General features: G+C 35.7%; 28 protein-coding genes and 1 other RNA gene. 13 read left to right on the top strand and 16 right to left on the bottom strand.

Annotation, left to right across the window (positions count from 1 at the left end; genetic code table 11):
• The first annotated feature begins 247 nt into the window (after positions 1-247).
• Positions 248-550: a DUF5960 family protein gene (locus A5849_RS06670; RefSeq protein ID WP_002308844.1), complete on the top strand. Its 303-nt coding sequence runs from the start codon at positions 248-250 to the stop codon at positions 548-550.
• 601 nt (positions 551-1,151) lie between these two features.
• Here A5849_RS06670 and bsh read toward each other — a convergent pair.
• Positions 1,152-2,126 carry a choloylglycine hydrolase gene (gene bsh, locus A5849_RS06665; RefSeq protein ID WP_002287105.1) on the bottom strand — a complete coding sequence of 325 codons (975 nt, stop codon included), beginning with the start codon at positions 2,124-2,126 and terminating at the stop codon, positions 1,152-1,154.
• A 162-nt stretch (positions 2,127-2,288) separates the two neighbouring features.
• Here bsh and A5849_RS06660 point away from each other — a divergent pair, with 162 nt between their 5' ends.
• Positions 2,289-2,546 (top strand): hypothetical protein, encoded by a 258-nt coding sequence (locus tag A5849_RS06660; RefSeq protein ID WP_002295273.1) that lies wholly within the window; start codon positions 2,289-2,291, stop codon positions 2,544-2,546.
• A gap of 231 nt (positions 2,547-2,777) precedes the next feature.
• Here A5849_RS06660 and A5849_RS06655 read toward each other — a convergent pair whose 3' ends face one another.
• From A5849_RS06655 to A5849_RS06625, 7 genes are all read right to left on the bottom strand, one after another.
• Positions 2,778-3,209 (bottom strand): DUF4231 domain-containing protein, encoded by a 432-nt coding sequence (locus A5849_RS06655; RefSeq protein WP_002308843.1) that lies wholly within the window; start codon positions 3,207-3,209, stop codon positions 2,778-2,780.
• Between the two features lie 249 nt (positions 3,210-3,458).
• Positions 3,459-4,475 (bottom strand): N-acetylmuramoyl-L-alanine amidase, encoded by a 1,017-nt coding sequence (locus tag A5849_RS06650; RefSeq protein ID WP_086310024.1) that lies wholly within the window; start codon positions 4,473-4,475, stop codon positions 3,459-3,461.
• Positions 4,476-4,485: 10 nt separating this feature from the next.
• Positions 4,486-4,683, bottom strand: coding sequence for a phage holin (locus A5849_RS06645; RefSeq protein WP_002314481.1), 198 nt, complete (start codon positions 4,681-4,683; stop codon positions 4,486-4,488).
• Between the two features lie 23 nt (positions 4,684-4,706).
• Positions 4,707-5,000 carry a hypothetical protein gene (locus A5849_RS06640; RefSeq protein ID WP_002308840.1) on the bottom strand — a complete coding sequence of 98 codons (294 nt, stop codon included), beginning with the start codon at positions 4,998-5,000 and terminating at the stop codon, positions 4,707-4,709.
• Positions 5,001-5,037: 37 nt separating this feature from the next.
• A complete protein-coding gene (locus tag A5849_RS06635) occupies positions 5,038-5,175 on the bottom strand; it encodes an XkdX family protein (protein WP_002334791.1) in 138 nt (45 codons plus the stop codon).
• Between the two features lies 1 nt (position 5,176).
• On the bottom strand, positions 5,177-5,560 hold the full coding sequence (locus A5849_RS06630) for a hypothetical protein (RefSeq protein ID WP_229038100.1): 384 nt from the start codon (positions 5,558-5,560) through the stop codon (positions 5,177-5,179).
• Positions 5,561-5,797: 237 nt separating this feature from the next.
• Positions 5,798-6,022: a helix-turn-helix domain-containing protein gene (locus A5849_RS06625; protein WP_002320146.1), complete on the bottom strand. Its 225-nt coding sequence runs from the start codon at positions 6,020-6,022 to the stop codon at positions 5,798-5,800.
• 154 nt (positions 6,023-6,176) lie between these two features.
• On the opposite strand from A5849_RS06625, the gene A5849_RS06620 reads away from it, so the two are divergent.
• The 4 genes from A5849_RS06620 (at position 6,177) to A5849_RS06605 (ending at position 9,097) form a co-directional block, all read left to right on the top strand.
• Positions 6,177-6,548, top strand: a complete 372-nt coding sequence (locus tag A5849_RS06620) for a helix-turn-helix domain-containing protein (RefSeq protein WP_002320147.1) — start codon at positions 6,177-6,179, stop codon at positions 6,546-6,548.
• A gap of 6 nt (positions 6,549-6,554) precedes the next feature.
• Entirely contained in the window at positions 6,555-6,983 is a 429-nt protein-coding gene (locus A5849_RS06615; RefSeq protein ID WP_002320148.1) for an ImmA/IrrE family metallo-endopeptidase, read from the top strand.
• A 65-nt stretch (positions 6,984-7,048) separates the two neighbouring features.
• Positions 7,049-7,717: a hypothetical protein gene (locus A5849_RS06610; protein WP_002320149.1), complete on the top strand. Its 669-nt coding sequence runs from the start codon at positions 7,049-7,051 to the stop codon at positions 7,715-7,717.
• Between the two features lie 156 nt (positions 7,718-7,873).
• Positions 7,874-9,097 carry a site-specific integrase gene (locus A5849_RS06605; protein WP_002348541.1) on the top strand — a complete coding sequence of 408 codons (1,224 nt, stop codon included), beginning with the start codon at positions 7,874-7,876 and terminating at the stop codon, positions 9,095-9,097.
• 102 nt (positions 9,098-9,199) lie between these two features.
• Here A5849_RS06605 and A5849_RS06600 read toward each other — a convergent pair whose 3' ends face one another.
• The gene (locus A5849_RS06600) at positions 9,200-10,546 is read right to left on the bottom strand and encodes a glucose-6-phosphate isomerase (protein ID WP_002290415.1); all 1,347 of its coding nucleotides are present in this window, start codon (positions 10,544-10,546) and stop codon (positions 9,200-9,202) included.
• A 111-nt stretch (positions 10,547-10,657) separates the two neighbouring features.
• Positions 10,658-12,007, bottom strand: coding sequence for an NADP-specific glutamate dehydrogenase (gdhA, locus tag A5849_RS06595; protein ID WP_002308828.1), 1,350 nt, complete (start codon positions 12,005-12,007; stop codon positions 10,658-10,660).
• 116 nt (positions 12,008-12,123) lie between these two features.
• Between gdhA and A5849_RS06590 the strand changes: the two genes are divergently transcribed.
• Positions 12,124-13,377 (top strand): NAD(P)/FAD-dependent oxidoreductase, encoded by a 1,254-nt coding sequence (locus tag A5849_RS06590; protein ID WP_002336491.1) that lies wholly within the window; start codon positions 12,124-12,126, stop codon positions 13,375-13,377.
• 70 nt (positions 13,378-13,447) lie between these two features.
• Here the strand turns inward: A5849_RS06590 and ybaK are convergent, their stop codons facing one another.
• From ybaK to A5849_RS06575, 3 genes are read right to left on the bottom strand one after another with little or no spacing between them, the layout of a single operon-like run.
• Positions 13,448-13,933, bottom strand: a complete 486-nt coding sequence (gene ybaK, locus A5849_RS06585) for a Cys-tRNA(Pro) deacylase (protein WP_002290411.1) — start codon at positions 13,931-13,933, stop codon at positions 13,448-13,450.
• Positions 13,934-13,955: 22 nt separating this feature from the next.
• Positions 13,956-14,708 carry a type I 3-dehydroquinate dehydratase gene (aroD, locus tag A5849_RS06580; protein ID WP_002313585.1) on the bottom strand — a complete coding sequence of 251 codons (753 nt, stop codon included), beginning with the start codon at positions 14,706-14,708 and terminating at the stop codon, positions 13,956-13,958.
• A 15-nt stretch (positions 14,709-14,723) separates the two neighbouring features.
• A complete protein-coding gene (locus A5849_RS06575) occupies positions 14,724-15,902 on the bottom strand; it encodes a class I SAM-dependent rRNA methyltransferase (protein ID WP_002308823.1) in 1,179 nt (392 codons plus the stop codon).
• A gap of 228 nt (positions 15,903-16,130) precedes the next feature.
• Between A5849_RS06575 and A5849_RS06570 the strand changes: the two genes are divergently transcribed.
• The 3 genes from A5849_RS06570 to A5849_RS06560 all read left to right on the top strand — a co-directional run bounded on the left by A5849_RS06570 (position 16,131) and on the right by A5849_RS06560 (position 19,647).
• Positions 16,131-18,251, top strand: coding sequence for an LTA synthase family protein (locus tag A5849_RS06570; protein ID WP_002308821.1), 2,121 nt, complete (start codon positions 16,131-16,133; stop codon positions 18,249-18,251).
• A 171-nt stretch (positions 18,252-18,422) separates the two neighbouring features.
• Positions 18,423-19,148, top strand: coding sequence for an FtsX-like permease family protein (locus tag A5849_RS06565; RefSeq protein WP_002316381.1), 726 nt, complete (start codon positions 18,423-18,425; stop codon positions 19,146-19,148).
• Positions 19,138-19,647, top strand: a complete 510-nt coding sequence (locus tag A5849_RS06560; RefSeq protein ID WP_002308814.1) for a hypothetical protein — start codon at positions 19,138-19,140, stop codon at positions 19,645-19,647. The genes A5849_RS06565 and A5849_RS06560 overlap by 11 nt, the downstream gene beginning before the upstream one ends.
• Before the next feature lie 72 nt (positions 19,648-19,719).
• Here A5849_RS06560 and A5849_RS06555 read toward each other — a convergent pair whose 3' ends face one another.
• From A5849_RS06555 to A5849_RS06545, 3 genes are read right to left on the bottom strand one after another with little or no spacing between them, the layout of a single operon-like run.
• Positions 19,720-21,168, bottom strand: a complete 1,449-nt coding sequence (locus tag A5849_RS06555; protein ID WP_002313582.1) for a HAMP domain-containing sensor histidine kinase — start codon at positions 21,166-21,168, stop codon at positions 19,720-19,722.
• Positions 21,168-21,884 (bottom strand): response regulator transcription factor, encoded by a 717-nt coding sequence (locus A5849_RS06550; RefSeq protein WP_002290404.1) that lies wholly within the window; start codon positions 21,882-21,884, stop codon positions 21,168-21,170. Before A5849_RS06550 ends, A5849_RS06555 begins: the two co-directional genes overlap by 1 nt.
• On the bottom strand, positions 21,865-22,215 hold the full coding sequence (locus A5849_RS06545; RefSeq protein ID WP_002308810.1) for an SdpI family protein: 351 nt from the start codon (positions 22,213-22,215) through the stop codon (positions 21,865-21,867). The genes A5849_RS06550 and A5849_RS06545 overlap by 20 nt, the downstream gene beginning before the upstream one ends.
• 143 nt (positions 22,216-22,358) lie before the next feature.
• On the opposite strand from A5849_RS06545, the gene A5849_RS06540 reads away from it, so the two are divergent.
• The 3 genes from A5849_RS06540 to A5849_RS06530 all read left to right on the top strand — a co-directional run bounded on the left by A5849_RS06540 (position 22,359) and on the right by A5849_RS06530 (position 24,202).
• Positions 22,359-23,132, top strand: coding sequence for a Cof-type HAD-IIB family hydrolase (locus A5849_RS06540; RefSeq protein ID WP_002290402.1), 774 nt, complete (start codon positions 22,359-22,361; stop codon positions 23,130-23,132).
• 169 nt (positions 23,133-23,301) lie between these two features.
• Positions 23,302-23,668, top strand: a transfer-messenger RNA (tmRNA) gene (ssrA, locus tag A5849_RS06535).
• Between the two features lie 231 nt (positions 23,669-23,899).
• A complete protein-coding gene (locus A5849_RS06530; protein ID WP_002326906.1) occupies positions 23,900-24,202 on the top strand; it encodes a DUF5960 family protein in 303 nt (100 codons plus the stop codon).
• Positions 24,203-24,578 lie beyond the last annotated feature (376 nt).

Raw genomic sequence — 24,578 nt, 5'->3', positions numbered from 1 at the left:
CACTATCACCAAAACTATCACTAGTTTTTCTATTATTTTTACTTTTTTATATGTATATTGAAACAGGAGTTAGAAAAATTAATAGAAGAACGAAAAAAGACCTCAACCAAATTTAATTGCTAGGGTCTTTTTATAAGAAGAAATGCATATTATCGTTTAGATATTGTCAATACATATTCAGGAAAATCTATTTTAGGGTTTACAATAAGAACGTTTGTTCGTATACTCTTTTTGAGGTGAACTTTATATGTTAATGGAAGGAAAAACACAATTATGGTTTAAATTTGATCCTTCGAACAAATTCATTAAAGACTTTCACAAAGTATGGGATTCAGAAGTTTTCTTTTTAGCAATCGAAGATAGCTTATTAATCAATCTCTACTATTCTAATAAGAACTACTTTAAAATTCCTGCTGCGAAAACTAGAATGAAGAAAGATGTATATTTTTTGTTTGATATCGTGACTGACGTGCCAGACGCACGGAGCGATCATCGGCGTTATGACTATATAAAGTATACTTTCGTTGATCCAGAAAGGTATATAGATTAAAATAAGTTACCTAAAAAGGACAAATACAAATTTTATTATCTTATTTATAGTAAGAAGATAATTTAAGATTGCGAAATACGATACTATTTGTAATCTATAGTATCAGTCCTATAAAATAAACATCTAATTAATTACTCTAAATCCTAATTATAAGCCTTTTTTCTCACTTTTTTTCAAAAATATGGTATGCTTCTTAGTGAATTCAAATATATGGTATGCTTCTTAGTAAATTCAAATATATGGTATGCTTCTTAGTGAATTCAAATATAAAAGAGTTTAAAGCGTAATACACTTATGGGGAAGTGGTTTGGGGTGCGCTTTAAACTCTTCTTTATTATTATCTCACAGCATGCTTAAAAGGTCTATGTCTATGGATTAAGTTATGTAAAAAAGTGCCTCTTTAAACGTCCTAAAATCCAAACAAGGATAGCATAATATACACTATCGTTGATCCAGAAAACAGGTAAATAAATTTTGCAAAAGCAATAAGTTAAAAACATTACAAAAAAGACAAGGATATCACATCAAGAAAAAATGTTTTGAAAATATCTTTGCCTTTTTGTATTATATCTATATTAAATAATCAATCACAACACATTAACTAATTTATATATTTAATTTGTTGTTTTTCTATAATTGGATAACTAATTAACTTATGACTATCTAAGTCTTCTTTATTCATATCAATTGCAGTAATTTGACTGTCTTCATATGTTCGATAATAATAGATTCCTTTGTCAACATTGCAACAAGAAGAATAAATTGTATATTCATATTTTCCATCACCAACATCACACAAACCTTTTTGTTGTTCTACTGAGCCTAAGATATGGAAAAATTGACTAATACTTTCTGACTCTGAATCTCCAGATACAGAATTCAGCTTCGTAAAAGTCGCTTTAACAAAACGAGATACTGAGGATAAATCTCCAGGCAAGCCTATCCCTCCCATACCGCGGCTATAGGCATTCAAACTTATTTGATTTGAAAAATTATTTTTAGGAGTTTCACTCGATAAGACACGATAATTGTTTAAATTAAATAATTGATAGTCAAATGAAGGATTATTGGTAAGAACGCCCACAGGGTTATCATATATATGAAGTCCATCTTTCATACTTTCAATGACAATTGATTTTTCTTTATCAGCTAATAGCCAATGTAAAGGGGATAAAGGAAGTTCATCACTATAATTTATATTTGCTAAATTGATATTTTTTAACAATTTTTTAGCTTCTCCTACTGTTGAGCATTGTCCTAAAATCCAAGGAATAAATTCAAAAGGAGATACATTGTCTTTCCCTTCTTGTATTTCTTTATAATCAGCATACCCAGAAAAATTTAGCCCAGCCATACTCAATCCTTTTTCATTTGTCGCATCGTAATAAAGAGGGTAGTCAGCTATACCAGCGGCAATACCAATCATTGCATAATGAGTATCCAAATCATTTACCTTTCGAAAATTCAACTTATAATTTCTTGGAGTAACAGTGACTACTTCATTGTAAGATATTTCATAATCAAAATTCCTTCCAAAATAATGATCACTTGTTACATAAGTAATAGACGTACACATAGTTTATTCCTCCTAAATATTGTTCTGTCCACGTTCATTTTACTCCAAAGTTTTCCTCATTTCAAAAGAAAATCACAGAATACACGAAGAAGCGTTTCTATTTGTATAAACTATATCAAAGTTCTATACTTAAATTATCAAATAAAAAGGACGTGAAGATAAATGTCAAATTTAGAAAACAAAGAAGAAAAAGTTGTAAACAAAATTGTTTCTGTTGTCAATAAACTGGATAAAGAGTTAGACGAACTTGATACGTTATCTGAAAATCCAGAAAAAAAACATAACCTAAAAAAATGGTTAGTTGAACGAAAGGCTATTCATGAAATTAAAAAAGTTCTTCATGAAGCTGATAAATATGAAAAATATGATGAAAAAGAACTTGATAAAGAATTTAAAGAAATCAATGACTTATTACTATAATTGATTTATACGGTTCATTTTTGAGTCGTCAGACTGCAAACAACACTCTAAATTTAGGAGTGTGTCTACAGTCTGAATAAATTTTAAATTTATTGTCCATAATGTTATTATGAATTTATAGCATTAAGAAAAGAGATAAGACTTTACATTTTTTTAGGAATGTAAAGTCTTATCTCTTTTCTTAATTGTACAATTAGTATTATCTGCACTACTTTCTAATTAAATAAATTTTTAGTTATTAACTTGATTAAAATCAGAGATAATATCAATTAATTCAGTTTGAAGGGTTGTAACGATTAAATGGAAATTTTCTTCATCTGTTTTATTATATGGGGATGTTTTCGTTATATATAACAACTTTTCTTTTTCAATTTTCATTAATAACTCTGTCGAAGTCTGTACTTTATCTTGATAATTAAATGCAGACATCCCACTTTGTATAATTGTAATTATTGCTGAAGCAATTGAAACAATCAATAGTAAAGACCTGTGTTCGGAAGCCTGATCAATTAATATTGGGATACTAGCTGATAAGACTATTTTTATAATATTTCCGATACCAATTACTCTATTATAAAATCGAATTTCTTTTTTTAATCTATCGATTGTAGAATCAATAGATTCGATAAACGCTTTTTGATCCATCATTTTCTCTCCAATCATTTTATTAAAATCATTAACAAAAATATTATAATAGGATTTAAGTAAGTTCTAACTAATCACACATAAAAATAAAAAACATTTGTATTTTATCAAAGTTTTATTATACTTGTCAATTTGTGTACATCCTAAAATATAAGCTATTTGTTTACTTCTGTAGAATATATACTTTGTTGTTAGATAAGTTGCACATGTTTATAGAATCTAAATAATAAATTTTTATGTACCGCCCCTCAAAGAGGGGGGAATTTTTTATCGTTGTGGAATATTTAAATACCAACGCTTGTCATGAAAATCTTGTGCTCCACCCTTAGTATTTCCTTCTGGATCGTTTGTCGCACGCATCATGACGTATACTTTCTTATTAGGGAAATCACGCATATTGAAAGATACATGATAGCCAACATTTCCTAAAGTATTATAAGCTTGATTTACGTCTGGTCTATAAATCCCATCAGCTCTTACTCTAGCTAGTTCTTTTCCAGTATTGTAGTCCATAATGAAAATATACTCGTATTTATAATTAGCAATGTGCCATCCAGCTACATGCAAGTTTGCGTTTTCGATTTCTCCGAACTGATCAATGTGGGCGTAATTTGTTCCATCTGTCAGCGTAGAATTTGCAGCACCTGCTCGAGTTGGATCAATTACTGGTTTATCCTCCGAAGTAGTTGGATTATCATCCGTAAAACCATGAGCCAAATCATAGGCTAGTTTTTCTTTACTTACACCCATTTCAGAAAGATAACCGTAAGGATCTGTATGATCGCCCCAAATATTTTGTGTTACCCATAAATGCGATTTGATTCCTGGTTGGTTATAAGGAGTGTCTAATGTTAATGGAATACCATATTTCATTGCTGAATCTCTTGCCAATTCAACGTATACTTTATAGTTCTTTTCAAAAGTTTCTTTATCATGTGTGTGTTGTAACTCGATTTGCACAGGACTATTTGCATTAGCATATGAACCAGCGCCATACTGCACATAACCAAGTTGTCCAACTTGGTAAACAATTCCGCCGTCTCCCACAATGTAAGCAGTGTAAGCACTAGTCCATGAACGTTGCATATACTGTGCTTCATTGCGTCCTGTTGCTGTTTCGTTAGCTGTTTCATGCAGTAAAATATACTGATTATTCGCTACTTGAGAGCTACCTTCATTTACACCTAAATCAAATTCATTGTTAATCGTATAGGCAAACCCATTAATTGGCAATAAAAAAAGAGCCATTATTAGGCTCAATGATAAAATGATTTTCTTCTTCATTTTTTTCCTCCTATTTTTTTAAGTTATATGCAGACACACCAGTGATAACACCTAAAAACGTCGCTACTGCATTGATAGTCAGAACTGTCATATCTGTTCCATTCCATCCATATGCTTTGCCTAGTGTTGCAACTAATACAGATGTAGCCGGAAGTACCGTAAGTACCGCCCACTTAATGATTTGATAATATTTATCAGGTAAGATCATCTTTATTCATCTTCTTTCTATTTTTATCGAGATGTTTCCCTAAATAAAGTTTTAATTTGTTGTGTGTGTTCTACCAATTTTTCTGCATGTGTATCTAATCTTTCATCGTGTTTCTTTAGTTCTTCATGAATCATCAATCGATCTGATTTGCTCGATTCTAAATCTTTTGTTAATAGTTCCAAGTTGTAACTCACTTGTGATAGTGTTTTCGTAATTTTTGTAAATGATGCAACAATCGGTCTAATTACTAATAAAATCAAAGAAACGATAGCGGTTATTGATCCTGCTATCGCTCCCCATTCCCCTAAATTAATCATATTGCAACTCCTTGTATCAAAACTAAAAGCACATCAATTAAGATGCACTCTCTTCATTGTTAATAATTTTTTCTGCTTCTTCGTCTGTAATGCATAGCGGAACGAACTGTAGAACTTGATCGTCAGTAAAACAGCCCCAATCATACATCATTTTCACATCGCTAAAACTAAACATACTACTCACCTCCCTTTGAAGCTGGATTTAATTGCTCTTTAATTTCTGCAATATCCTTGCTGTTTTGAATCGAAGCAAGCATCATTTTTGAATTGATTTGTGCTAAACTATCAGCTTTTTCTTTTAATGCAGTGTTTTCCTGTTTAATTGCTACATCATTTAGCATGAGTTTGGCATTGAGCTGTTTTAGATTGCCGTTCTCGTTTTCCAGTGCCTCGTACACTGCTTCAAGATTATTTAGCTTATTGTGATCCAATACATTCGTCAAAACAATCCATCGGTTTTCTTGCGGATCAAATAATTGATCATTAATTGTTAAAGGCTCCCCATCTGAACGAATTCCTTCTAATGGTGGGACATCAGTAAACGGGACAGTCATAACCATATCATCTAACACTTTTCCGACATATTCCCCAAGTTGATCATCTGTGGCACATTTGATGATGTGAACTAGTCTCGGCCTTGCATCAAGTACGATGTTTATTTTTTCTTGTCGTGACATGAAAAGCACTCCTTTCTTAGTTAACTAATAATTTGTAGACAATTGAAACAATAATAGAAAGTAATATTGGCAAAACAATCGTACAAAATTTACCTTCAAGAAAATCCTTATCGTTCTTTTTCATTTGATCACCTCTCCATGTGTCACTTTGTTACTTTGTTGATTAAAAAAAATAGTCCAATCAAAGGATAAAACAGTAGCAATTTTCATAGCTACAAATGGACTAGGACTTCTCTTGCCACTCTCAATCATACTATAATAAGAACGCTGAATTCCTGATCTTTTAGCTACTTTTTCTTGAGTTAGATTTTGTTGCTCTCTTTTTTCAATTAGCCATTTCCTCATCATATACCTCCTATTTAAGTGTCATTTCGTTACAAATACATTATAAGTAACACATAGTTACTTGCCAATGCAAAAAGTAACAAAGAGTTACTTGTTTTTAGATTCATTTATACGTAACAGCGTGTTACCATTTATATAGAAAGTGGGTGTCGAAATGTTTCCAGAAAAAATCAAAGAATTGAGGCTTTCAAAGAAAATGACGCAACAAGAAGTTGCTGATAAGTTAGGAATTACTCGCCCTGCTTATACAGCCTATGAAAGTGGAAAGAGAGAGCCTGACTTTTCTATTCTTCAATCTTTAGCTAATATTTTTGATGTTACTACTGATTATTTATTAGGAAGAAATAAAACGCCAAAATGGGCCGATGAAAATGATTTAATTGAATTAGATAAAATGCTCGATTCCAACGTTAACATGGCTTATGGTGGTGAAACATTAACAGATGAAGAGAAACAACGGGTAAAAGATGTTTTGACAGGTCTATTTTGGGAATTTAGAAAAGAAGACAAAAGTAAAGAGAAGTGATTTTCTATGGAGATGGACGTAATTAGTCTAGTTGGCAAACTGAAGCAAAAATATAATTCAGCTAATCCCTTTACTATTTGCGAAAAAATGGATATTCAGATTAGGTATGTTCCTTTTTTGAATAATCCAAAGGGACAATTTCAAGAACTGTTAGGGCGTTCGGTTATTCTTCTAAATCACGAACTAAAGTATTCTGAAGAACGGTTCTATATTTGTGCTCACGAACTAGGTCACGCAATTTTTCATCAAGGTTTATCTAGTTATTATGTCTCTACTCGATCCTCCAGAAGCAAATCAGAAAGCGAAGCGAATTGCTTTGCCGCCAATCTTATTATTTCTCTTTATAAAGAAGATAATGATCAATACCCTAGAAAAATTGAAGATTTAACAAATTTGTATGGACTTCCTAAAAATTCATATAGATTTTTAATTTAATTGGCGACTATCACTACCTGCCTTTAAGTGGGAGTAAATATATTTTTATTGTTATGGAGGAAGAAATGAAAAAAATAGTTGGGTTAGGATTAATTCTGTTCTCTAGTATTGTACTAGGAGCATGTGGAAATAGTAATTCAAATTCTGATACGCCTAAAGAAACAACCACTGCGAGCTCTACAATGGTTTCTCTTGAATTCAGTAGCTCTGTGGAAAAAAAGACTAATCTTCTATCAAATGATTCAGATTTCGGAAAAATAGCTGATAATGTACCTGATGGAGAATCCATAGAAGTACAAGGTAAACAAGATTATTCAACCAATTTTAATGATAATTCTTGGGCGGGTGTTAACCTAAATATCGATCGGGTCTCAGTTGTGAAAACTACTGATATCAAAGACTATTCAGATAATCAATACAATGGTTTTGTAGCCGTGCATTACAACATAGATAATACACAACAAGATGTATCTATATACCCTAATCAAGCCACAATTGTAACTGACTATGGTGAGCAAGTTGATGATGGCGGAGTCTTTAATTATGATTCATGGGATGGTGACTTCATGAAAGGAACAAAAAAAGATGGTTGGGGCATCTATCCTTTATCAAAACTTCCTGTTGCATCTTCAATCAAATCTCTTCGATTGAAGATTGATTCTAGCTATGAAACTGATAATTATGATGATGAAAACTCGTATCACACATATGATATTAACTTAAATTTACAATAAAGACTGGCCTTCGGGCTTTTCTTTTTAAACGCAAAAGAACATAAGTTCGTATAAAAACTCTGCTAATACGACGATTTTCTAAATATTCGTTCAAATAACATACCTCCCCTAAAATATTCTTATTATTAGGAATGAAATACGAAAGGATTGGTTTTAATGGCTTCCATTAAAAAGTACTATTTAAAAAAAACAAAAGAATATCGTTATGAAGTCTATATATCAAATGGAATTGATCCTGGTACTAAGCTACAGAAAAAGATTCATAAAAAAGGGTTTAAAAGTCATGAAGAAGCAGAAAGATTCGCAAAAATTGTCGAAGGCGAAATAGCTTCGGAAGAATATACACAAAAAAACCCTAAAAATTTGACTATAGAAAAGTTTATGGACGATTGGATTAATAACTATAAAATGAATGTTAAAGAAGGAACAAGAATTGTTCACAGAGCAAATATAAAAATGTACATCACTCCATATATTGGAAAATATAAACTAGATAAATATACTAGAGCTGATCATCAAAGATTCATCAATCAGTTACTTACTAAAAAGGGTTTGGGGAGAACTAAGGAAGGTCTCTCAGTAACAACAGCCAAAAGTATTAACGCCACTCTTAGCAATGCTTTCAAAAAAGCTATTCAGTTAGGATATATAAAGAATAACCCTACTAGTTTTGTTGAGTTTCCAAGAAATCCATCTGATAAAAAGAAAGTTAAATATTATACTTTTGATCAATCTGAACTATTTCTCGAATTTGCCAAAAAAGAAAAATCATTTATATGGTATCCCTTTTTTCTTATTATATTTGATCAAGGATTGCGAAAATCAGAAGCTTTAGGGCTTCAATGGGCTGATATTGATTTTTCTCAGAATACACTTAATATTAATCGTGAACGACTTGGGGCTGCTGAAAAAGGACCTAACAAAGGTTTGGTTATTACAGATGACACAAAAACCCCATCTGGTACACGATCATTGCCTATGACAAAACGAGTAAAGAAAGCCTTATTGACTTTAAGAAATCAAGTAATAAAAGAATTTGGTTTTTTACCTGAAACAGATGACCACGAAGCATTTATTTTTATAAATACTTACGGTAAAAATAAAGGTATTCCAATAAGAGATCGAACCGTTAACGGTGCTTCTCATAGAATTGAAAAACGTGCCAGTCTCCCCCACATAACTGTGCATGATGGTAGACATACTTTTGCAGCTAGAACGAGACAAGCAGGAATACCTTTAGAAGATATCAAAGATTTTTTAGGTCATAAAGATGTTTCTACTACACAAGTCTATGCCCATATTTCTCCCGAAGTGAAAAAAAGATCAATGAATCAACTAGAAAACTATATAGAAGAGCAAATAAAAAAGCACTCAAATTGAGTGCTTTTTTAAGTTCACTATCACTAAAACTATCACTAATTTTATTTAGAAGCGAACATGTTTCTATCACTGATTTTTTAAATCTAGCGAGAAACCCTTATCTTACAGGCGTTCGTTCAATTCTTTAGCAAGATCTTCAAAGCCTGGTTTGCCTAGAAGTGCGAACATGTTTTTCTTGTAAGCTTCTACACCTGGTTGGTCGAATGGGTTGATGCCATTCAAGTAACCTGAAATACCTACAGCAATTTCAAAGAAGTACATTGTGTAACCCAATGTGTAAGCATCCATTTCTGGAATTTTGACTAGCAAGTTAGGTACGTCACCGTCTGTATGAGCAAGCAATGTTCCTTCAAATGCTTTTGTATTTACGAAGTCCACTTCTTTTCCTTGCAAGTAGCCTAGACCGTCTAAGTCTTCTGCTTGTTCAGGAATCGTGATTGATTTACGAGGTTTTTCAACTTTCACAACTGTTTCAAAAATGTTGCGGCGTCCTTCTTGGATGAATTGTCCTAAAGAGTGCAAATCAGTTGAGAAGTTTGCGCTTGAAGGATAGATGCCTTTTTGGTCTTTTCCTTCAGATTCGCCATACAATTGCTTCCACCATTCTGAGAAGTATTGCATTCCTGGTTCATAATTGATCAATAACTCAGTTACTTTGCCTTTACGGTAAAGAATGTTGCGCATTGCTGCGTATTGGTAAGCTTCGTTTTCTTCTAGTTTGTCGCTTGAATAAGCTTTGCTTGCATCAGCAGCTCCTTGCATCAATGCGTCGATATCTGCTCCACTAACAGCGATTGGTAACAAACCAACAGCAGTCAATACAGAGAAACGTCCGCCGATATCATCAGGAATCACGAAAGTTTCCCAACCTTCTGCATCTGCTTCTACTTTAACTGCACCTTTTGCTTTATCTGTTGTAGCGTAGATACGTTTGTTTGCTTCTTCTTGTCCGTATTTCTTAACAAGAAGCTCTTTGAATACACGGAAAGCAATCGCTGGTTCAGTAGTTGTTCCAGATTTTGAAATAACGTTTACTGAAAAGTCGCGATCACCGATTACTTCGATCAAATCAGCGATATATGTTGAGCTGATTGAATTTCCGGCAAAGAAGATTTGTGGTGCTTTGCGTGTGTCGCTATCTAATAGATTGAAGAATGTGTGATTCAAGAAGTCGATTGCTGCACGAGCGCCTAAATAAGAACCACCGATACCGATAACAACTAATACTTCAGAATCAGATTGGATTTTTTTAGCTGCTTCTTTGATACGTGCAAATTCTTCTTTGTCATAGTTCGTTGGTAAATCGATCCAACCGCGGAAGTCGCTTCCTGCGCCAGTTCCTTCCCGTAATTCGTTGTGGGCTGCTGTTACTTGGCTTTGCATGTACCCTAACTCATGTTCATTGACAAACGGTGCTACTTTTGAATAGTCAAAATGAATGTGTGCCATTTGTTCTCCTCCTTATAGGTTTACTCTACAGGTAATACTTTACGTTTTTTTTTATTATTTTTCAAGCAAATAAACAAAATGCTGACAATATTTCCAAGAAAGTTTCATTTTTTAAACTAAACCTTCTGCTGCCATTGCTTTGGCAACTTTTTCAAATCCAGCAACATTTGCTCCAAGAAGCAGATTTTTTTCGTCACCATACTCAGCAGCTGTTTGGCGACACGTATGGTAAATCTTTTCCATGATTTGATCCAGTTGCTCATCCACTTGTTCTCTTTCCCAAGTCAATCGTTGGGCGTTCTGACTCATTTCTAAAGCAGATACTGCCACTCCTCCAGCATTAGCAGCTTTTCCTGGACAATACCACACATCTGCTTCATGAAGAACAGAAACAGCTTTTACTGTACATGGCATATTAGCGCCCTCTGCTACGATTTTGATCCCATTTTCTACTAAGATTTCAGCCAAGCTTTCGTCTATTTCGTTTTGAGTGGCACATGGCAAAGCGATATCCGCCTTTTCTTTCAATGTCCAAACAGATTCTCCAGCATGATAAACAGCAGAAGGACGTTGGTTCGCGTATTCTGTTAAACGTTGGCGCTTGATTTCTTTGATTTCTTTCAATAGTGACACGTCTATTCCTTCTGGATCATAGATGTACCCGCTAGAATCTGAACATGTAACCACTTTTCCACCAAGTTCTTGCACTTTTTCGATTGCATAAATGGCTACATTCCCGCTTCCGGAAACAAAAACTGTTTTTTGATCAAATGAATCTTTTTCTTCGTTCAATAGATGTTTGACATAATAGACCAATCCATATCCAGTCGCTTCTGTACGTATCTTACTTCCCCAAAAATCCAGAGGTTTACCTGTCAACACACCAGTATCATATTTTTTCAATCGTTTATATTCGCCAAACAAATAACCGATCTCTCTAGCTCCTACACCGATATCTCCTGCAGGAACATCAATTGATGGCCCAATATGTTTTGACAATTCCAACATGAAACTTTGACAAAAACGCATGATTTCATTATCAGATTTCCCTTTAGGATCGAAATCACTCCCACCTTTTCCTCCGCCGATTGGCAGACCAGTTAAACTATTCTTGAAAATCTGTTCAAAAGCCAAAAATTTCAAGATACTTAGGTTGACACTGGGATGAAAGCGTAATCCACCTTTATAAGGGCCGATAGCTGAATTGTATTGGATACGGTAGCCTCTATTTACTCGCCAGTTTCCTTTATCATCTTGCCAAGGTACTCGAAATTGAATAATTCTTTCTGGTTCTGTTAAAAGTTCTAAAATATTCTTTTCGATATATTCGGGATGAGTGTCCAAAAAAGACATCACTGTGGGCATGAATTCATCGATTGCTTGCAAAAATTCTTCTTGTCCTTGATCCTTTTGATGTAGCTTTTCTTGAATTGCTTGAACATATTCTGTTGCGTTTGTCATCGTTCCACGCTCCTTTGCTTATCTTCCCTCATTTTAGCTCATTTTCTCTTTTGGCTCAAAACATTTTTTTCTGTTTTCTTTCTTCAAATATGCTACACTTTCCTTGAGGTGAGGGAATGGAAAAACTGTATGATGTGATCGTAGTCGGCGCTGGAACAAGCGGGATGATGGCAGCGATCAGTGCAGCTGAACAAGGCGCACGCGTACTTTTGATCGAAAAAAACAAAAAAGCAGGAAAAAAACTACTGATGACAGGTGGTGGTCGGTGCAACGTCACAAATAATCGTCCTGTTGATGATTTAATCGCACATATTCCTGGAAATGGAAATTTTTTATATAGTACATTTGCGCAATGGAATAATTTCGATATCATGAACTTCTTTGAATCACAAGGCGTACATTTAAAAGAAGAGGATCATGGACGGATGTTTCCTGTGACAAATAAATCAAAAACGATTATCGAAGCATTACTTAATCGTCTGAAAGAACTAGATGTGACGATCCTATTCTCTACTCGAGTAGAGAAATTGATCCACAAAGAACATAAAATTTACGGTATACGCACGGAATTCGAAGAGTTCCATGCTCCTGCCGTTATCTTAACAACTGGTGGGCGGACTTATCCCTCTACTGGTTCTACTGGAGATGGGTATAAGATCGTGAAGCGAGTGGGTCACACGGTGACGCCTCTGTATGCGACAGAGTCCCCCTTGATATCGGATGAACCGTATATTCAGGAGAAAACACTTCAAGGGCTTTCTTTACAGGACATCACTTTACGTGTTCTAAATAAAAAAGGCCGTGTATTGACTGAACATACGATGGATTTACTTTTCACCCATTTCGGTATTTCTGGTCCGGCTGCACTGCGTTGTTCAAGTTTCGTCAATAAAGAATTAGAGAAAACGGGAGAACCAGTGACACTTTCTCTGGATTGTTTTCCTACACAAACCAAACAAGAGCTTATTCATTTATTGACAGAAAAAAGTAAAGCCACCAAAAAGAACTTAGTAAATGCTTGGCACGGTCTATTACCTGAGCGATTGTTGGTTTTCTTTCTTGAGCGGCTTGAAATGGATAGCCTAACAGGACAACAAGCCTCTCAAAAACAAATTCAAGATTTCGTTCAATTATGCAAAGAGTTTAAGCTACCAATCAACAAGACTTTTCCTATTGAGAAATCATTTGTAACTGGCGGAGGGGTTTCTCTAAAGGAAATTCATCCTAAAACGTTGGAGAGTAAAATCATTGATGGTCTGTATTTTGCCGGAGAATTACTGGATGTCAATGGTTATACTGGCGGCTTTAATATCACAGCGGCTTTCGCTACAGGACATGTAGCAGGAAGGAATGCTGGGCAAAGAGCATAATGTATAAAAAAGAAAGAAGGAGACTGGGCAAACAACATCCCGGCCTCCTTCTTTCTTTTATACGTATGATTTATTGTTTTATATCTGCAAATTGTCCGCTCGTTAATGCACAGATATCTTGAGGAGCTAATTCCATCTGTAGCCCTCTTCTGCCAGCTGATACAATGATTTGATCATAGTTTTCTGCGATTTGATCTAAATAAGTAGGAAACAGTTTTTTCATTCCTATAGGCGAGCAGCCACCACGTATGTATCCGGTCGTTGCTTCCAAATCTTTCAAATGAAGCATTTCTACTTTTTTATTCCCTGAAACTTTTGCTAATTTTTTTAGATTCAATTCGGCTTCTCCTGGTATCACAGCAACAAGAGGCCCCGTCACATTGCCCACAGCAACCAGTGTTTTAAATATACGAGATTGGCTCTCTGGGAGCTGTTCTGCGACAGAGGACGCACTTAGGTGGTTTTCGTCCCATTCATATTCGTGTTCTGTATAGGGAATCTTTTTTTGTTCGACCATACGGATCGCATTCGTTTTTACTATTTTTTTCTTTGCCAAAAAATATCACCTCAAACTTGTTCTACAACGGTTCATTTAATAATTGGATAATTTGCTTCAATGCTTTAACCGGTAATTGTCCTGGAGCAGAAGCATTGCTTAAGGAACCAAACGTCATGACGGATCCTGTCGTTCCGCCAGCCAGACGAGAAATTTTTCCCAGATCGCCCATAGACATCGTAATGATAGGCATGGAGACAAAAGCATTTGCCCGTCTAGTCAACTCCATCAACCGCAAAACATCTCGTTCATTATTGGGAGTCACTGCCAACTTTCCGATATCAGCGCCAAAATGTTCCATGACATTCAGTCGGTAAAGCAAGACAGGGTCAGTTGGTGTTTCTTTAAAATCATGACTACTGATAATTAAAGGAATGTTTAAAGACTTGATTTCCTCTATCAGTCCTTTTCCTAGACTTTCTACTTTGAACAACTCGATATCGACCATATCTACTAATCCTGTGTGTATCACATGTTCATAGAGGTCGCGATACTGACGGATCGAAATGTCTTGTTCTCCGCCTTCAGCTAAGGTACGAAACGTAAATAATAACGGCAGTCCATCAAGCATCTCATGGATAAGAACCAATGTTTCTGCAACTTCATCAAAAGAAAAAACCTTACGATAATGATCGACTCGCCATTCTACTAAGTCGGCCCCTGCTTCACGTGCAAGAACTGCTTCACGTAATACTTCCTCTCGGACGGCTCCGATAAGAGGCGCACAAATCTTTGGTCTACCGCTTCCTATATTCAATCCCTTTATCCGAACCACTCTGCATCGCTCCTTCTAATGGTTATTTTTAATTTGATAAACAAACACTTTCAGATAATTACCTTCTAAAAAGGTATCCGTCGTCTGGAAATCTTTTGGCAAACGATATAAAGCAAGTTGTTCAAAAGAAACATTCTTGGCATGGAATTCCTCTTCGATCATTGTTTGGAATTGTTCGATCGAGACATTTGCAGCATTTGTAGACGCAATAAGTATCCCATTTTCTGCTAAAATATCCAGACTATCCTTGACCAGTTCCCCATAATCTTTTGCTACGCGAAAGACTTTTTTCTTGTTTCTGGCAAAACTTGGTGGATCCAACACAATCATGTCATATAAAAATTGTTTTCTTTTTGCGTATTTGAAATACTCGAATACGTCCATAACAATGATTTTTTGCTGATCGACATCCAGGCCATTCACTTCAAACTGTTCTTGTGTTTTTTTCAAACTGCGTTTTGCTAGATCGACACTTGTCGTTTCGATTGCCCCTCCCATTGCGGCAGCAACAGAAAAGGCGCCGGTATAACTAAACATGTTCAAAACTGTTTTCCCAGAAGCGAAACCTTCTGCCAATGATCCCCGTACTTCTTTTTGGTCTAGAAAGATACCAGTCATTAATCCTTCATTTAAATAAACGGCAAATTTTATTCCGTTTTCTTTTACGATCAAGGGCTCCGGTGCCTCTTTTCCGTAAATGAACTGGCTCTCAGGCAGATTCACTGATTCAAAACGAATTTTCTCATATCCACCGATGATTTCCGGATAGATTTCACGAAAAGCTTGAATCAATAATTCACGATGTGTATATAACGTCTCGTTATACCAAGAAAAAACAGCATAACCTGCATAATAATCAATAATCAGACCGCCGATTCCGTCTCCTTCTCCATTGAATATACGAAAAGCGGTAGTAGAATCATCTGAAAAAAAGAAAGTTCTTTTTTCTTTTGACTTCACAAAAAGTTCTTCAAAAAATGATTGATCAAATGGGATATCCTGCTGGCTCAGTACCCAACCGATCCCTTTATTCTGCTTTCCTAAATATCCTTTTGCGATAAATTGATTTTGCGGATCAACTAATTCCACCCATTGCGTGGTTTCTTTTTGAGGATGTGCAAGGTCTTCTTTTTGGATCAATGGATAGCCTTTTTTCAATCGACTGCTTGCTCTTTTTTTTACTTGTACTTTCATTCCTTCACCTGCTTTAGCTTTCTCTTCTCAAGTATAACAAAAAACATAGGTCTTGTCTTACTGCTTCTTTTTCATCAAGCTTAAAGAAAACCTTAATGAAACAGCACAAAGTTCTGGTTTCAATTGACACTATATTGTCATACTAGTAAAATAAATGAGAATAAGTGAGCTGTGTAACATGGTTTCATGGCACTTCTGTGATTAAGAAGTGCAGAAAGGAAGATTATCTTGAAATATATAAAAACACCTGCCTTTTTGAATAAGAGGCTCGGATTTTTTTCTTTACTAGTCGTTTTACTTTGGTTGAAAACGATTTTTGCCTATTTGGTTGATTTCCATCTCGGAATTGAAAGTGGCATTCAATACTTTATCTTATTTATCAATCCTATTGCAACTACACTGTTATTACTTGGAATTGCTCTTTATATCAGACGCCCTAGAGTTGCTTATATCACGATAATGGTCATTTATTTTCTTTTGACGTTGCTTGTTTTTTCGAATGTCACTTATTATCGAGAATTCACGGACTTCATTACGATCAACACGATTTTAGGTGCTGGGAAAGTAGCAAGTGGTCTGGGAGAAAGTGCCATTCGACTGTTTCGCCCATATGACGTGATCTATTGGATCGATTTCATTATCTTGACTGTCCTACTGATCGCCAAAAAAATCAAGTTGGACCCTCGTCCGATTCGAGCAAGAATGGCTTTTGCAATCTCTACATTAGCCGTTATGATTTTCTCAGGAAATCTTTTTATGGCGGAAGCTGATCGTCCAGAATTATTGACTCGTACATTCTCTCGGGATTATTTGGTCAAATATCTTGGCTTGAATGCTTTCATGGTTTACGACGGCGTTCAAACTTACCAGACAAACCAAGTGCGGGCAGAAGCAAGCCCCAATGATATGAAAGAAGTAGAAAATTATGTAAAAGAACATTACGCAGCACCAAATGATGATTTGTTTGGACTTGCTAAAGGAAAAAATGTGATTTATATCCATTTAGAAAGCTTCCAACAATTCTTGATCGATTATAAATTGACAGATGAGAATGGTGTCCAACATGAAGTTACACCTTTCATCAATAGTCTTTATCACAGCAATAGCACGTTCAGTTTTGACAACTTTTTCCATCAAGTAAAAGCAGGAAAAACAAGTGATGCGGAAACGCTGATGGAAAATTCATTGTTTGGCTTGAATCAAGGCTCCTTGTTCACACAATTAGGCGGAAAAAATACTTTCCAAGCTGCACCTGATATTTTAAGTCAAACAGAAGGCTACACAAGTGCAGTGTTCCATGGGAACGCCGGCACATTCTGGAATCGAAACGAGACCTATAAGAATTTAGGATATGATTATTTCTTCGATTCTTCTTATTATGACGTTAATGATGACAATTCGTTCCAATACGGTTTGCATGATAAACCATTTTTCCAACAATCTGTACAATACTTGGAACGTCTGCAACAACCATTTTATTCAAAATTCATTGCTGTATCTAACCATTATCCTTATTCGAAATTCACCAATGACGAAGCTGGATTCCCGTTAGCCAATACAAACGATGAAACGATTAACGGTTACTTCGCGACAGCTAATTATTTAGACACTGCCGTACAAGAATTCTTCAACTATTTGAAAGAAAGCGGCTTGTATGATAATTCAGTTATCGTTCTTTACGGTGACCATTATGGTGTCTCGAATTCTAGAAATAAAAATCTAGCTGAACTAGTTGGAAAAACGAGTTCTACTTGGACTAATTATGACAATGCACAAATGCAGCGTGTCCCTTATATGATTCATATTCCTGGACAAACACAAGGCGGGATCAATCACACTTATGGCGGCCAAGTTGATGCTTTGCCTACGCTGCTCCATTTACTAGGTGTAGATACAAAAAATTATATTCAGTTAGGACAAGATCTATTCTCGAAAGATCATGAACAGCTTGTTTCTTTCCGTGATGGCGATTTTGTTACTCCAAAATATACTTACTACGGTGGTACCATCTACAGTAACGAAACTGGTGAGGCCATTACTGAACCTACTGAGGAAGTACAAAATGAAATTGATTCACTCAAAGAAAAAGTTGATAAACAGTTAGCTGTTTCTGATCAAATCAATAACGGTGATCTTCTTCGGTTCTATACGAATAGTGGATTAGACCCAATTGATACCAGTGATTATGACTACAAGAATGGCTTAGAGAAATTAAAAGAAGCTGAAAAATCTCTAGGTGACAAATCAACTAGTGTCTTTAGTCAACACAACGGACAATCAACTGTTGATCTTTATAAAACTCAAACGTATCAAGAACTTCACGGAACGACCACAAGTTCTTCCGAATGACAAAACAAATCTGAAAGGAGCTGTGACAAATATCTTGTCGCAGCTCTTTTTTCAAAACCTCTTGCTTTTTGCAAGAGGTTTCCTGGTTTTGGTTTTAATTCGTGATTTTACTAAAGGAATTTCATACTTTATTCATATTCATTTTTTATACTTTTTATAGAGGTGAAAAGTATGAAAATGATCCGCTATGCTACTGCTCGATTAATTTATTACAAAAAGCAGACAATACTCTATTGTTTATTTTCAAGCTTTTCTGCTTTTTTATTGATAGCATGCCTGACTCTTTACCATTTGCAATCGGCTTTAGCGAATCAAGTCCAAGATCGGCTTTCATTTATCGGTGCTTCTGCATCTACGGCGCTTCTTCCGGCTTTAGAATTAGCTAGCCGATTTTATCTAAAAGGCATATTCAGTTTATTTTTTCTGTTTGCCTTCTTTTTTATCTTTTTCTTTTACTATTCACTCAGGCAAAACCAGCAAGAATTGATGAATTGGCGCCTGACTGGTCTTTCTAAAGCCAAACTGTTCCTTTTTATTTTTTGGCAGCTGTTCTTTCCTCTCTTTCTTTGTTGTATCTTGGTTTTATTGTGGATCGTCAGCTTCCAGTCGGTTTATGAAACACTGCTTCAAAGGATCAATTTTCTTGTCTTAAAGACTGCTGAGCTGCCAGATATCCGTGATATCTTGACTTCAGTAAGCGGACTTACGATTCCGATGGATCAGCAGACTTTCTTTACTATTGATTTTCAAAATGATCTGTTTTTCACAGATATTCTTAGAGGCTTTGCCCAAACACTTGTTGGACTTAGCGGGTGCTGTCTGATTCTCAGCCTATTCCCATTCACTTTTTTTATCCATCACTTGCAAAGCAGGAGGCCTAAACGTAATGAAACCTGAATATTTGATTAACGCTGACCATTTGACCGTTATCTTGTGTCCCCTCGAAAAACAGGATAAGATATTAGAGCACTTAAAAAAAGAAGTTCTAGTTGCTAATCTGGAAAATTTCGCCATCGTTCAAAAAGATTGGCCAATGTTTCCTTACCTAAAGCTCAAAGACCATGTACTGTTAGATTTACCAGAAAAGGGAATCAAACAAGATCGTTTAGCCTATCAAGAAAAACTTGATATCTCTTCTTCATTACTTAATTGTGCGGCGACTGAGCTTACGCCTTTTGAGAAAGTAAAGCTTCAATTGCTTCATGCGTTGCTTTCCAAACGAAACAATATTGTTATTGAAGACACCTTTGATGAACTTAGTATATTGGAGATCCAAGAACTGCTCCACTTGCTTTCTTATTTAGCTCATGAAGAAAATCAAGGTATTTTACTCTTTACGCATGACGCTACTATTGCTCAAAGTCCTTACATTGATCGTTTAGAGCCTGCGGGTTAAATCAGTCATTTTATTATAAGAAAACAAGCGATATAGAAGATCGATTCATGATCTTTTATATCACTTGTTTTTTTACTCTTCTTTGATTTCTACGTCAGGCAAACGAACAGTGAATTTCGTTCCTTTTCCCAGTTCGCTTTCTACTTCTAATTTTCCTTTATGCAGGCGAACAAGCTGTTGCACGATTGGTAAACCTAATCCTGATTCACCATATTTTGTATTTTTTCTTGAAGGATCTACTTTATAATAGCGATCCCAGATACTTTTCATTTGTTGTTCAGACATTCCAATTCCCGTATCTTCGATCGTGATGATCGTTTCAAGATAACCTTTTTCCAGGGTGACCATGATTTGGCCGTTTTCGGTAAATTGTATCGCGTTTTGAATAATATTGACCATGATTTGGACAAAACGGTCATAATCAGCGTAAACATCGATATCATCATCAGCTTTCAGTATCAACGTATCCCCTGCTGCCTCTGCTTTAGCTTCTAACTGGGCAACAATATTCCTCAATGTTTCTGTACCATTGAATTTTTTTATGACCATACTGATTTGATTCGTACGGATTTTTTCATAATCCAAATTTTCATTCACTAAACGGATCAGACGCTCTGTTTCATTCTTCATCAATTTAATCGCATTTTCTCGCTGATTCTCAGGGATTGCATTGTATTCCAACCCTTCCAGAAGACCGTTGATTGTCGTAAGAGGTGTTCTCATCTCATGGGAAGCATCTGCCATGAATTGTCTTCGACGATTTTCTTGTTCTTCGATTTCTGCTTGAGATTCTTTCAGTGAATTCGTCATTTTATTGAAATCATCTGCTAACTCATCAAATTCATCTTTATCATGTACGGGAAGCTGTACATCAAAATTGCCATTCGTCACTTCTTTCGTCGCATTCCTTAAACGATTGATCCGCTTGACTTGGAATGCTGCAAAAGCATAACTGGCAATGACCGCCACAATACTGGAAAAAATGAAACCTTTGAACAGGTTCAGTGTAATTGGACGAACACTGTTATCGATATTTCGCGCAGGTTGACTGACTACAAGTGCTCCATAGAATTCATGATTCAAATTGAATGGTACAAGTGCGTAAGAGGTCGCCTGCGCTTGCCCTAAAATGTTTTTATTCGATGTGAATTTCTCTTGACGCCCACTCCTCAGATTTTTCCATTGATCCGTTGTTAAGGTAAAGTTCAGCAATGCTGTATTGGTCGGATAAATGACACGTTCATTTTTGTCGATGAATATAAAATTCACATTTTGTTCTGTCAGTACTTGCTCCGTCAGCAGCAATGCATTTTGAAATGCCTGATCTTGACTAAACTGCGGAAGTGTATCGGCATAGGTTTGCGTTGTCTTTTCAACTGATTCAGCGTATCCAAACAGTTGCTGATAATTGTTTTCTTCAATCGTCTGTTTTGTCAGTTGCGTAAAAGAAACTCCGACGATCAATAAGATCAACGCGACCATTCCGCAAAAAGCTAAGAGTTGCTGATACAAATAACGCATTAGGCAACACCAGAATCATCAAATTTGTAGCCGACTCCCCAAACAGTTTGGATAACTTGTGGTCCGACCTTTTCAATTTTTTGACGCAATTTCTTGATATGGGCATCTACTGTCCGTTCATCACCAAAATACTGGTAATCCCAGACTAGTTCAAGCAACTGTTCCCGAGAAAATACTTGTCGTGGTTTTTTTGCTAAAGTAAACAATAGATCGAATTCTTTAGGCGTCAAGCCTTCGATGGGCCGATTGTCCAGATATGCTTCTCGTGTTTTCGTATTCATCTTGAAATGACTGGTCTCAATATCAAAATGGTCATCTGAAACCGCTGCTTCTTCTCTTGCTTCTGCCAACTCGCTACGGCGATGTAAAGCTTTCATTCGAGCAATAAGCGTCAGCGGACTGAAAGGTTTTGTCACATAATCATCTGCCCCCATCTCCAAGCCGATCACCTGATCACTTTCAGAATCTCTAGCTGTCAGCATGATAATCGGCACTGTGCTTGAAACTTTGCGGATCTCTCTTCCTACTAGCATGCCGTCCATTGTAGGCAAATTCAAGTCCAATGTAATCATGTCCCAGTGTTGGGGGTTTTCTAAAAAGGCGTCAAGCCCTTCTTTTCCATCATACTTGAAGGTTGCTTCCCAACCTTCATTTAAGAAAAACATCTGCATCATTTCAGAAACAGATTGATTATCTTCAATCATTAAAATATTCATTATCGTTCCCTCCAGTTTCCAGGTCATATCTCTGTAATTTTTTTTCTGTCATAATAAAAATGGGCATAATTGGAAATACCAATAATAGCATTTCGATCAAAAAATAATTCGTATGTCCAGATATCTTTAAATAATAACCAATCAATGTCATCAGTAAGCCCATAAGGAAAAACCAGTTCCCGCTTGTCTTTTGTGCTAGTCGCCAATGAGCGTCTGTTTTTGCGGCAAGAGGCGAATGGTACCCATAAAAAGGCAGGTTTCCTTTTGAGGGCAGAATCCGAAAAAGACTGCCAATTATTAAGAATAAGATACCAATACTGAAAAAAATCATTCTTTCCCTCCTAAATTCTCTTCTTATAGTATACTCTATATTGTTGACTGAACCAATATGTTCAGGAATTCTTCACGAAAGGTTTGTCTTTTGTTCATTCTTTGTTAAGATAAACTTATTCCAATAAAAAAGGAGTTTTATTTGTGTCAAATTATCGTGCAATCACTTTCTTTGATCTTGATGGGACATTACTAGATGCGAAGTCAAAAATCACACCCGAAGTGGCAAAAGCTATGAACGCATTAAAAGAAAACAACGTTCTTCCCGTCATCGCCACAGGACGTACAGAAGCAGAAATCCACTCGATTATGGAAGACGCGGGCATTACTTCTGCGGTCACCATGAACGGTTCTTTCATTCGAGTAAACGGTGAAGAAATCTACTCTCAAACATTTTCTTCAGAAGAATGTCAAAAAATGTATGATCATGTACAGTTGAATGGGCACGAACTTTCTTACTATAACGACCAGAAAATCTGGTGTACCGGTCATAGCCAAACAATGATCGATGCTTATGACTTTATCCATTCAGATGTGCCGGAAATAGATCCTCTAGGCTTTAAAGACAATACAGTAAATATGTTACTTATCTTATCTCAATCGGGTGACGAATACTATCATGAACATTTTCCTGAGCTAACTTTTTATCGGAATGGTCCTTACTCGATTGATACAGTGAAGAAAGGAATCTCAAAAGGCGCAGGTGTCAAACGACTGAAAAAAGAACTTCAATTAGAAGAAGTTCCTACTTTTGGATTTGGTGATGGTCCGAATGATTTTGCCTTGTTGGAAGCTTGCGACAACAAAATCGCTATGGGCAATGCCTATGATGGATTAAAAGAGCTTTCTACTTTCATCACAAAGAAAAATACAGAAGGCGGGATTGTCCACGCATTGAAGCATTTTGATCTAATTTAAGGATATTTTTTCGAAACTGGACCCTTTCTAAAAAAATCACTTATTTTTTCTTAAGAAAGGGCCAGTTTTATATAAATACTGGGGTATCATCCGCTTTTTTATTGAATTTATCCCAAGATGTGCTATACTAACTTTGTATGAAAAATACACGTAACCCTTGTTAGCTAACGGGGACGTTACGGATTCGACAGGCACAGTCGAGCTTGAATTGCGTTTCGTAGGTTACGTCTACGTAAAAACGTTACAGTTAAATATAACTGCTAAAAACGAAAACAACTCTTACGCTTTAGCTGCCTAAAAACAGTTAGCGTAGATCCTCTCGGCATCGCCCATGTGCTCGAGTAAGGGTCCTAACTTTAGTGGGATACGTTTCAACTTTCCGTCTGTAAGTTGAAAAAGAGAGTATCAGACTAGCGATACAGAATGCCTGTCACTCGGCAAGCTGTAAAGCGAAGCCTCAAATGAGTTGACTATGAACGTAGATTTTTAAGTGGCGATGTGTTTGGACGCGGGTTCGACTCCCGCCGTCTCCATTGTGAGATTTCACCAAATTTCGCTAGATGCTTAAATCCTTATTTTATAAGGGTTTGAGCATTTTTTATTTTCGCTGATTTTCGTTAAATGAATGAAAATGGCATTCAAAATGGCATTCAAAATAGCATTCAAAAAGAACACTTTTTAATATATATGTTCCATCCATATTATCAATGATATTCCTACTTTACAAAAAGAACATTTGTTCGTATACTTTTTTTGAGGTGAACATTATGTTGATGGAAGGAAAAACACAATTATGGTTTAAATTTGATCCTTCGAATAGATTTGTCAAAGATTTTTATAAGGTGTGGGATTCAGAAGTTTTCTTTTTAGCAATCGAAGATAGCTTATTAATCAATCTCTACTATTCTAATAAGAACTACTTTAAAATCCCTGCTGCGAAAACGAGAATGAAGAAAGACGTATATTTTTTGTTTGATATCGTGACTGATGTGCCAGACGCACGGAGCGATCATCGGCGTTATGACTATTTGAAGTATACTTTCGTTGATCCAGAAAGGTATAAAGATTAAAGTAGGCTACCTAAAAAGGTAGCCCGGAACGGATTTTATCACCATACTTATGAAAGGAGATATTTTTAAGTTGGTATTAAGATTGTGTAATATGATGATATCTATATCTTATAGTATCAGTGCTATAAAATCAAAAATAAATCACTAATTAACTACCACTCCAATTGTAAGCCTTTTTCCCATTATTTTTTACAGTTATATGATATACTTTTTAATGGCTTCAAATATAAAAGAGTTTAAAGCGTAACACACTTATGGGGGAGTGGTTTTTGGGGAACGCTTTAAACTCTTCTTTATTATTATCTCACAATTTAACCCAAATGTCTTTCTATTCAAAAAATCAAAGTAAAACTTTTCAAATATACAGAAGTATAAC

The sequence above is a fragment of the Enterococcus sp. 10F3_DIV0382 genome, assembly GCF_002140245.1.
Taxonomy (GTDB): Bacteria; Bacillota; Bacilli; order Lactobacillales; family Enterococcaceae; genus Enterococcus_B; species Enterococcus_B lactis.
The sequence above is the reverse complement of the archived record's forward strand: the minus strand, read 5'-3'. Positions and strand labels throughout refer to the sequence as shown.

Bases quoted from the DNA above. Each gene is read 5' to 3' on its own strand.
- gdhA (WP_002308828.1), bottom strand. From the start codon at position 12,007: ATGACAAACGCAACAGAATATGTTCAAGCAATTCAAGAAAAGCTACAT.
- A5849_RS06670 (WP_002308844.1), top strand. From the start codon at position 248: ATGTTAATGGAAGGAAAAACACAATTATGGTTTAAATTTGATCCTTCG.
- A5849_RS06575 (WP_002308823.1), bottom strand. From the start codon at position 15,902: ATGAAAGTACAAGTAAAAAAAAGAGCAAGCAGTCGATTGAAAAAAGGC.
- A5849_RS06590 (WP_002336491.1), top strand. From the start codon at position 12,124: ATGGAAAAACTGTATGATGTGATCGTAGTCGGCGCTGGAACAAGCGGG.
- A5849_RS06530 (WP_002326906.1), top strand. From the start codon at position 23,900: ATGTTGATGGAAGGAAAAACACAATTATGGTTTAAATTTGATCCTTCG.
- A5849_RS06620 (WP_002320147.1), top strand. From the start codon at position 6,177: ATGTTTCCAGAAAAAATCAAAGAATTGAGGCTTTCAAAGAAAATGACG.
- A5849_RS06550 (WP_002290404.1), bottom strand. From the start codon at position 21,884: ATGAATATTTTAATGATTGAAGATAATCAATCTGTTTCTGAAATGATG.
- A5849_RS06565 (WP_002316381.1), top strand. From the start codon at position 18,423: ATGAAAATGATCCGCTATGCTACTGCTCGATTAATTTATTACAAAAAG.
- A5849_RS06655 (WP_002308843.1), bottom strand. From the start codon at position 3,209: ATGATTGGAGAGAAAATGATGGATCAAAAAGCGTTTATCGAATCTATT.
- A5849_RS06600 (WP_002290415.1), bottom strand. From the start codon at position 10,546: ATGGCACACATTCATTTTGACTATTCAAAAGTAGCACCGTTTGTCAAT.
- A5849_RS06545 (WP_002308810.1), bottom strand. From the start codon at position 22,215: ATGATTTTTTTCAGTATTGGTATCTTATTCTTAATAATTGGCAGTCTT.
- A5849_RS06555 (WP_002313582.1), bottom strand. From the start codon at position 21,168: ATGCGTTATTTGTATCAGCAACTCTTAGCTTTTTGCGGAATGGTCGCG.
- bsh (WP_002287105.1), bottom strand. From the start codon at position 2,126: ATGTGTACGTCTATTACTTATGTAACAAGTGATCATTATTTTGGAAGG.
- A5849_RS06660 (WP_002295273.1), top strand. From the start codon at position 2,289: ATGTCAAATTTAGAAAACAAAGAAGAAAAAGTTGTAAACAAAATTGTT.
- A5849_RS06615 (WP_002320148.1), top strand. From the start codon at position 6,555: ATGGAGATGGACGTAATTAGTCTAGTTGGCAAACTGAAGCAAAAATAT.
- A5849_RS06605 (WP_002348541.1), top strand. From the start codon at position 7,874: ATGGCTTCCATTAAAAAGTACTATTTAAAAAAAACAAAAGAATATCGT.
- A5849_RS06640 (WP_002308840.1), bottom strand. From the start codon at position 5,000: ATGATTAATTTAGGGGAATGGGGAGCGATAGCAGGATCAATAACCGCT.
- A5849_RS06645 (WP_002314481.1), bottom strand. From the start codon at position 4,683: ATGATCTTACCTGATAAATATTATCAAATCATTAAGTGGGCGGTACTT.
- A5849_RS06610 (WP_002320149.1), top strand. From the start codon at position 7,049: ATGAAAAAAATAGTTGGGTTAGGATTAATTCTGTTCTCTAGTATTGTA.
- A5849_RS06635 (WP_002334791.1), bottom strand. From the start codon at position 5,175: ATGTTTAGTTTTAGCGATGTGAAAATGATGTATGATTGGGGCTGTTTT.
- A5849_RS06650 (WP_086310024.1), bottom strand. From the start codon at position 4,475: ATGAAGAAGAAAATCATTTTATCATTGAGCCTAATAATGGCTCTTTTT.
- A5849_RS06630 (WP_229038100.1), bottom strand. From the start codon at position 5,560: ATGGTTATGACTGTCCCGTTTACTGATGTCCCACCATTAGAAGGAATT.
- A5849_RS06560 (WP_002308814.1), top strand. From the start codon at position 19,138: ATGAAACCTGAATATTTGATTAACGCTGACCATTTGACCGTTATCTTG.
- A5849_RS06625 (WP_002320146.1), bottom strand. From the start codon at position 6,022: ATGAGGAAATGGCTAATTGAAAAAAGAGAGCAACAAAATCTAACTCAA.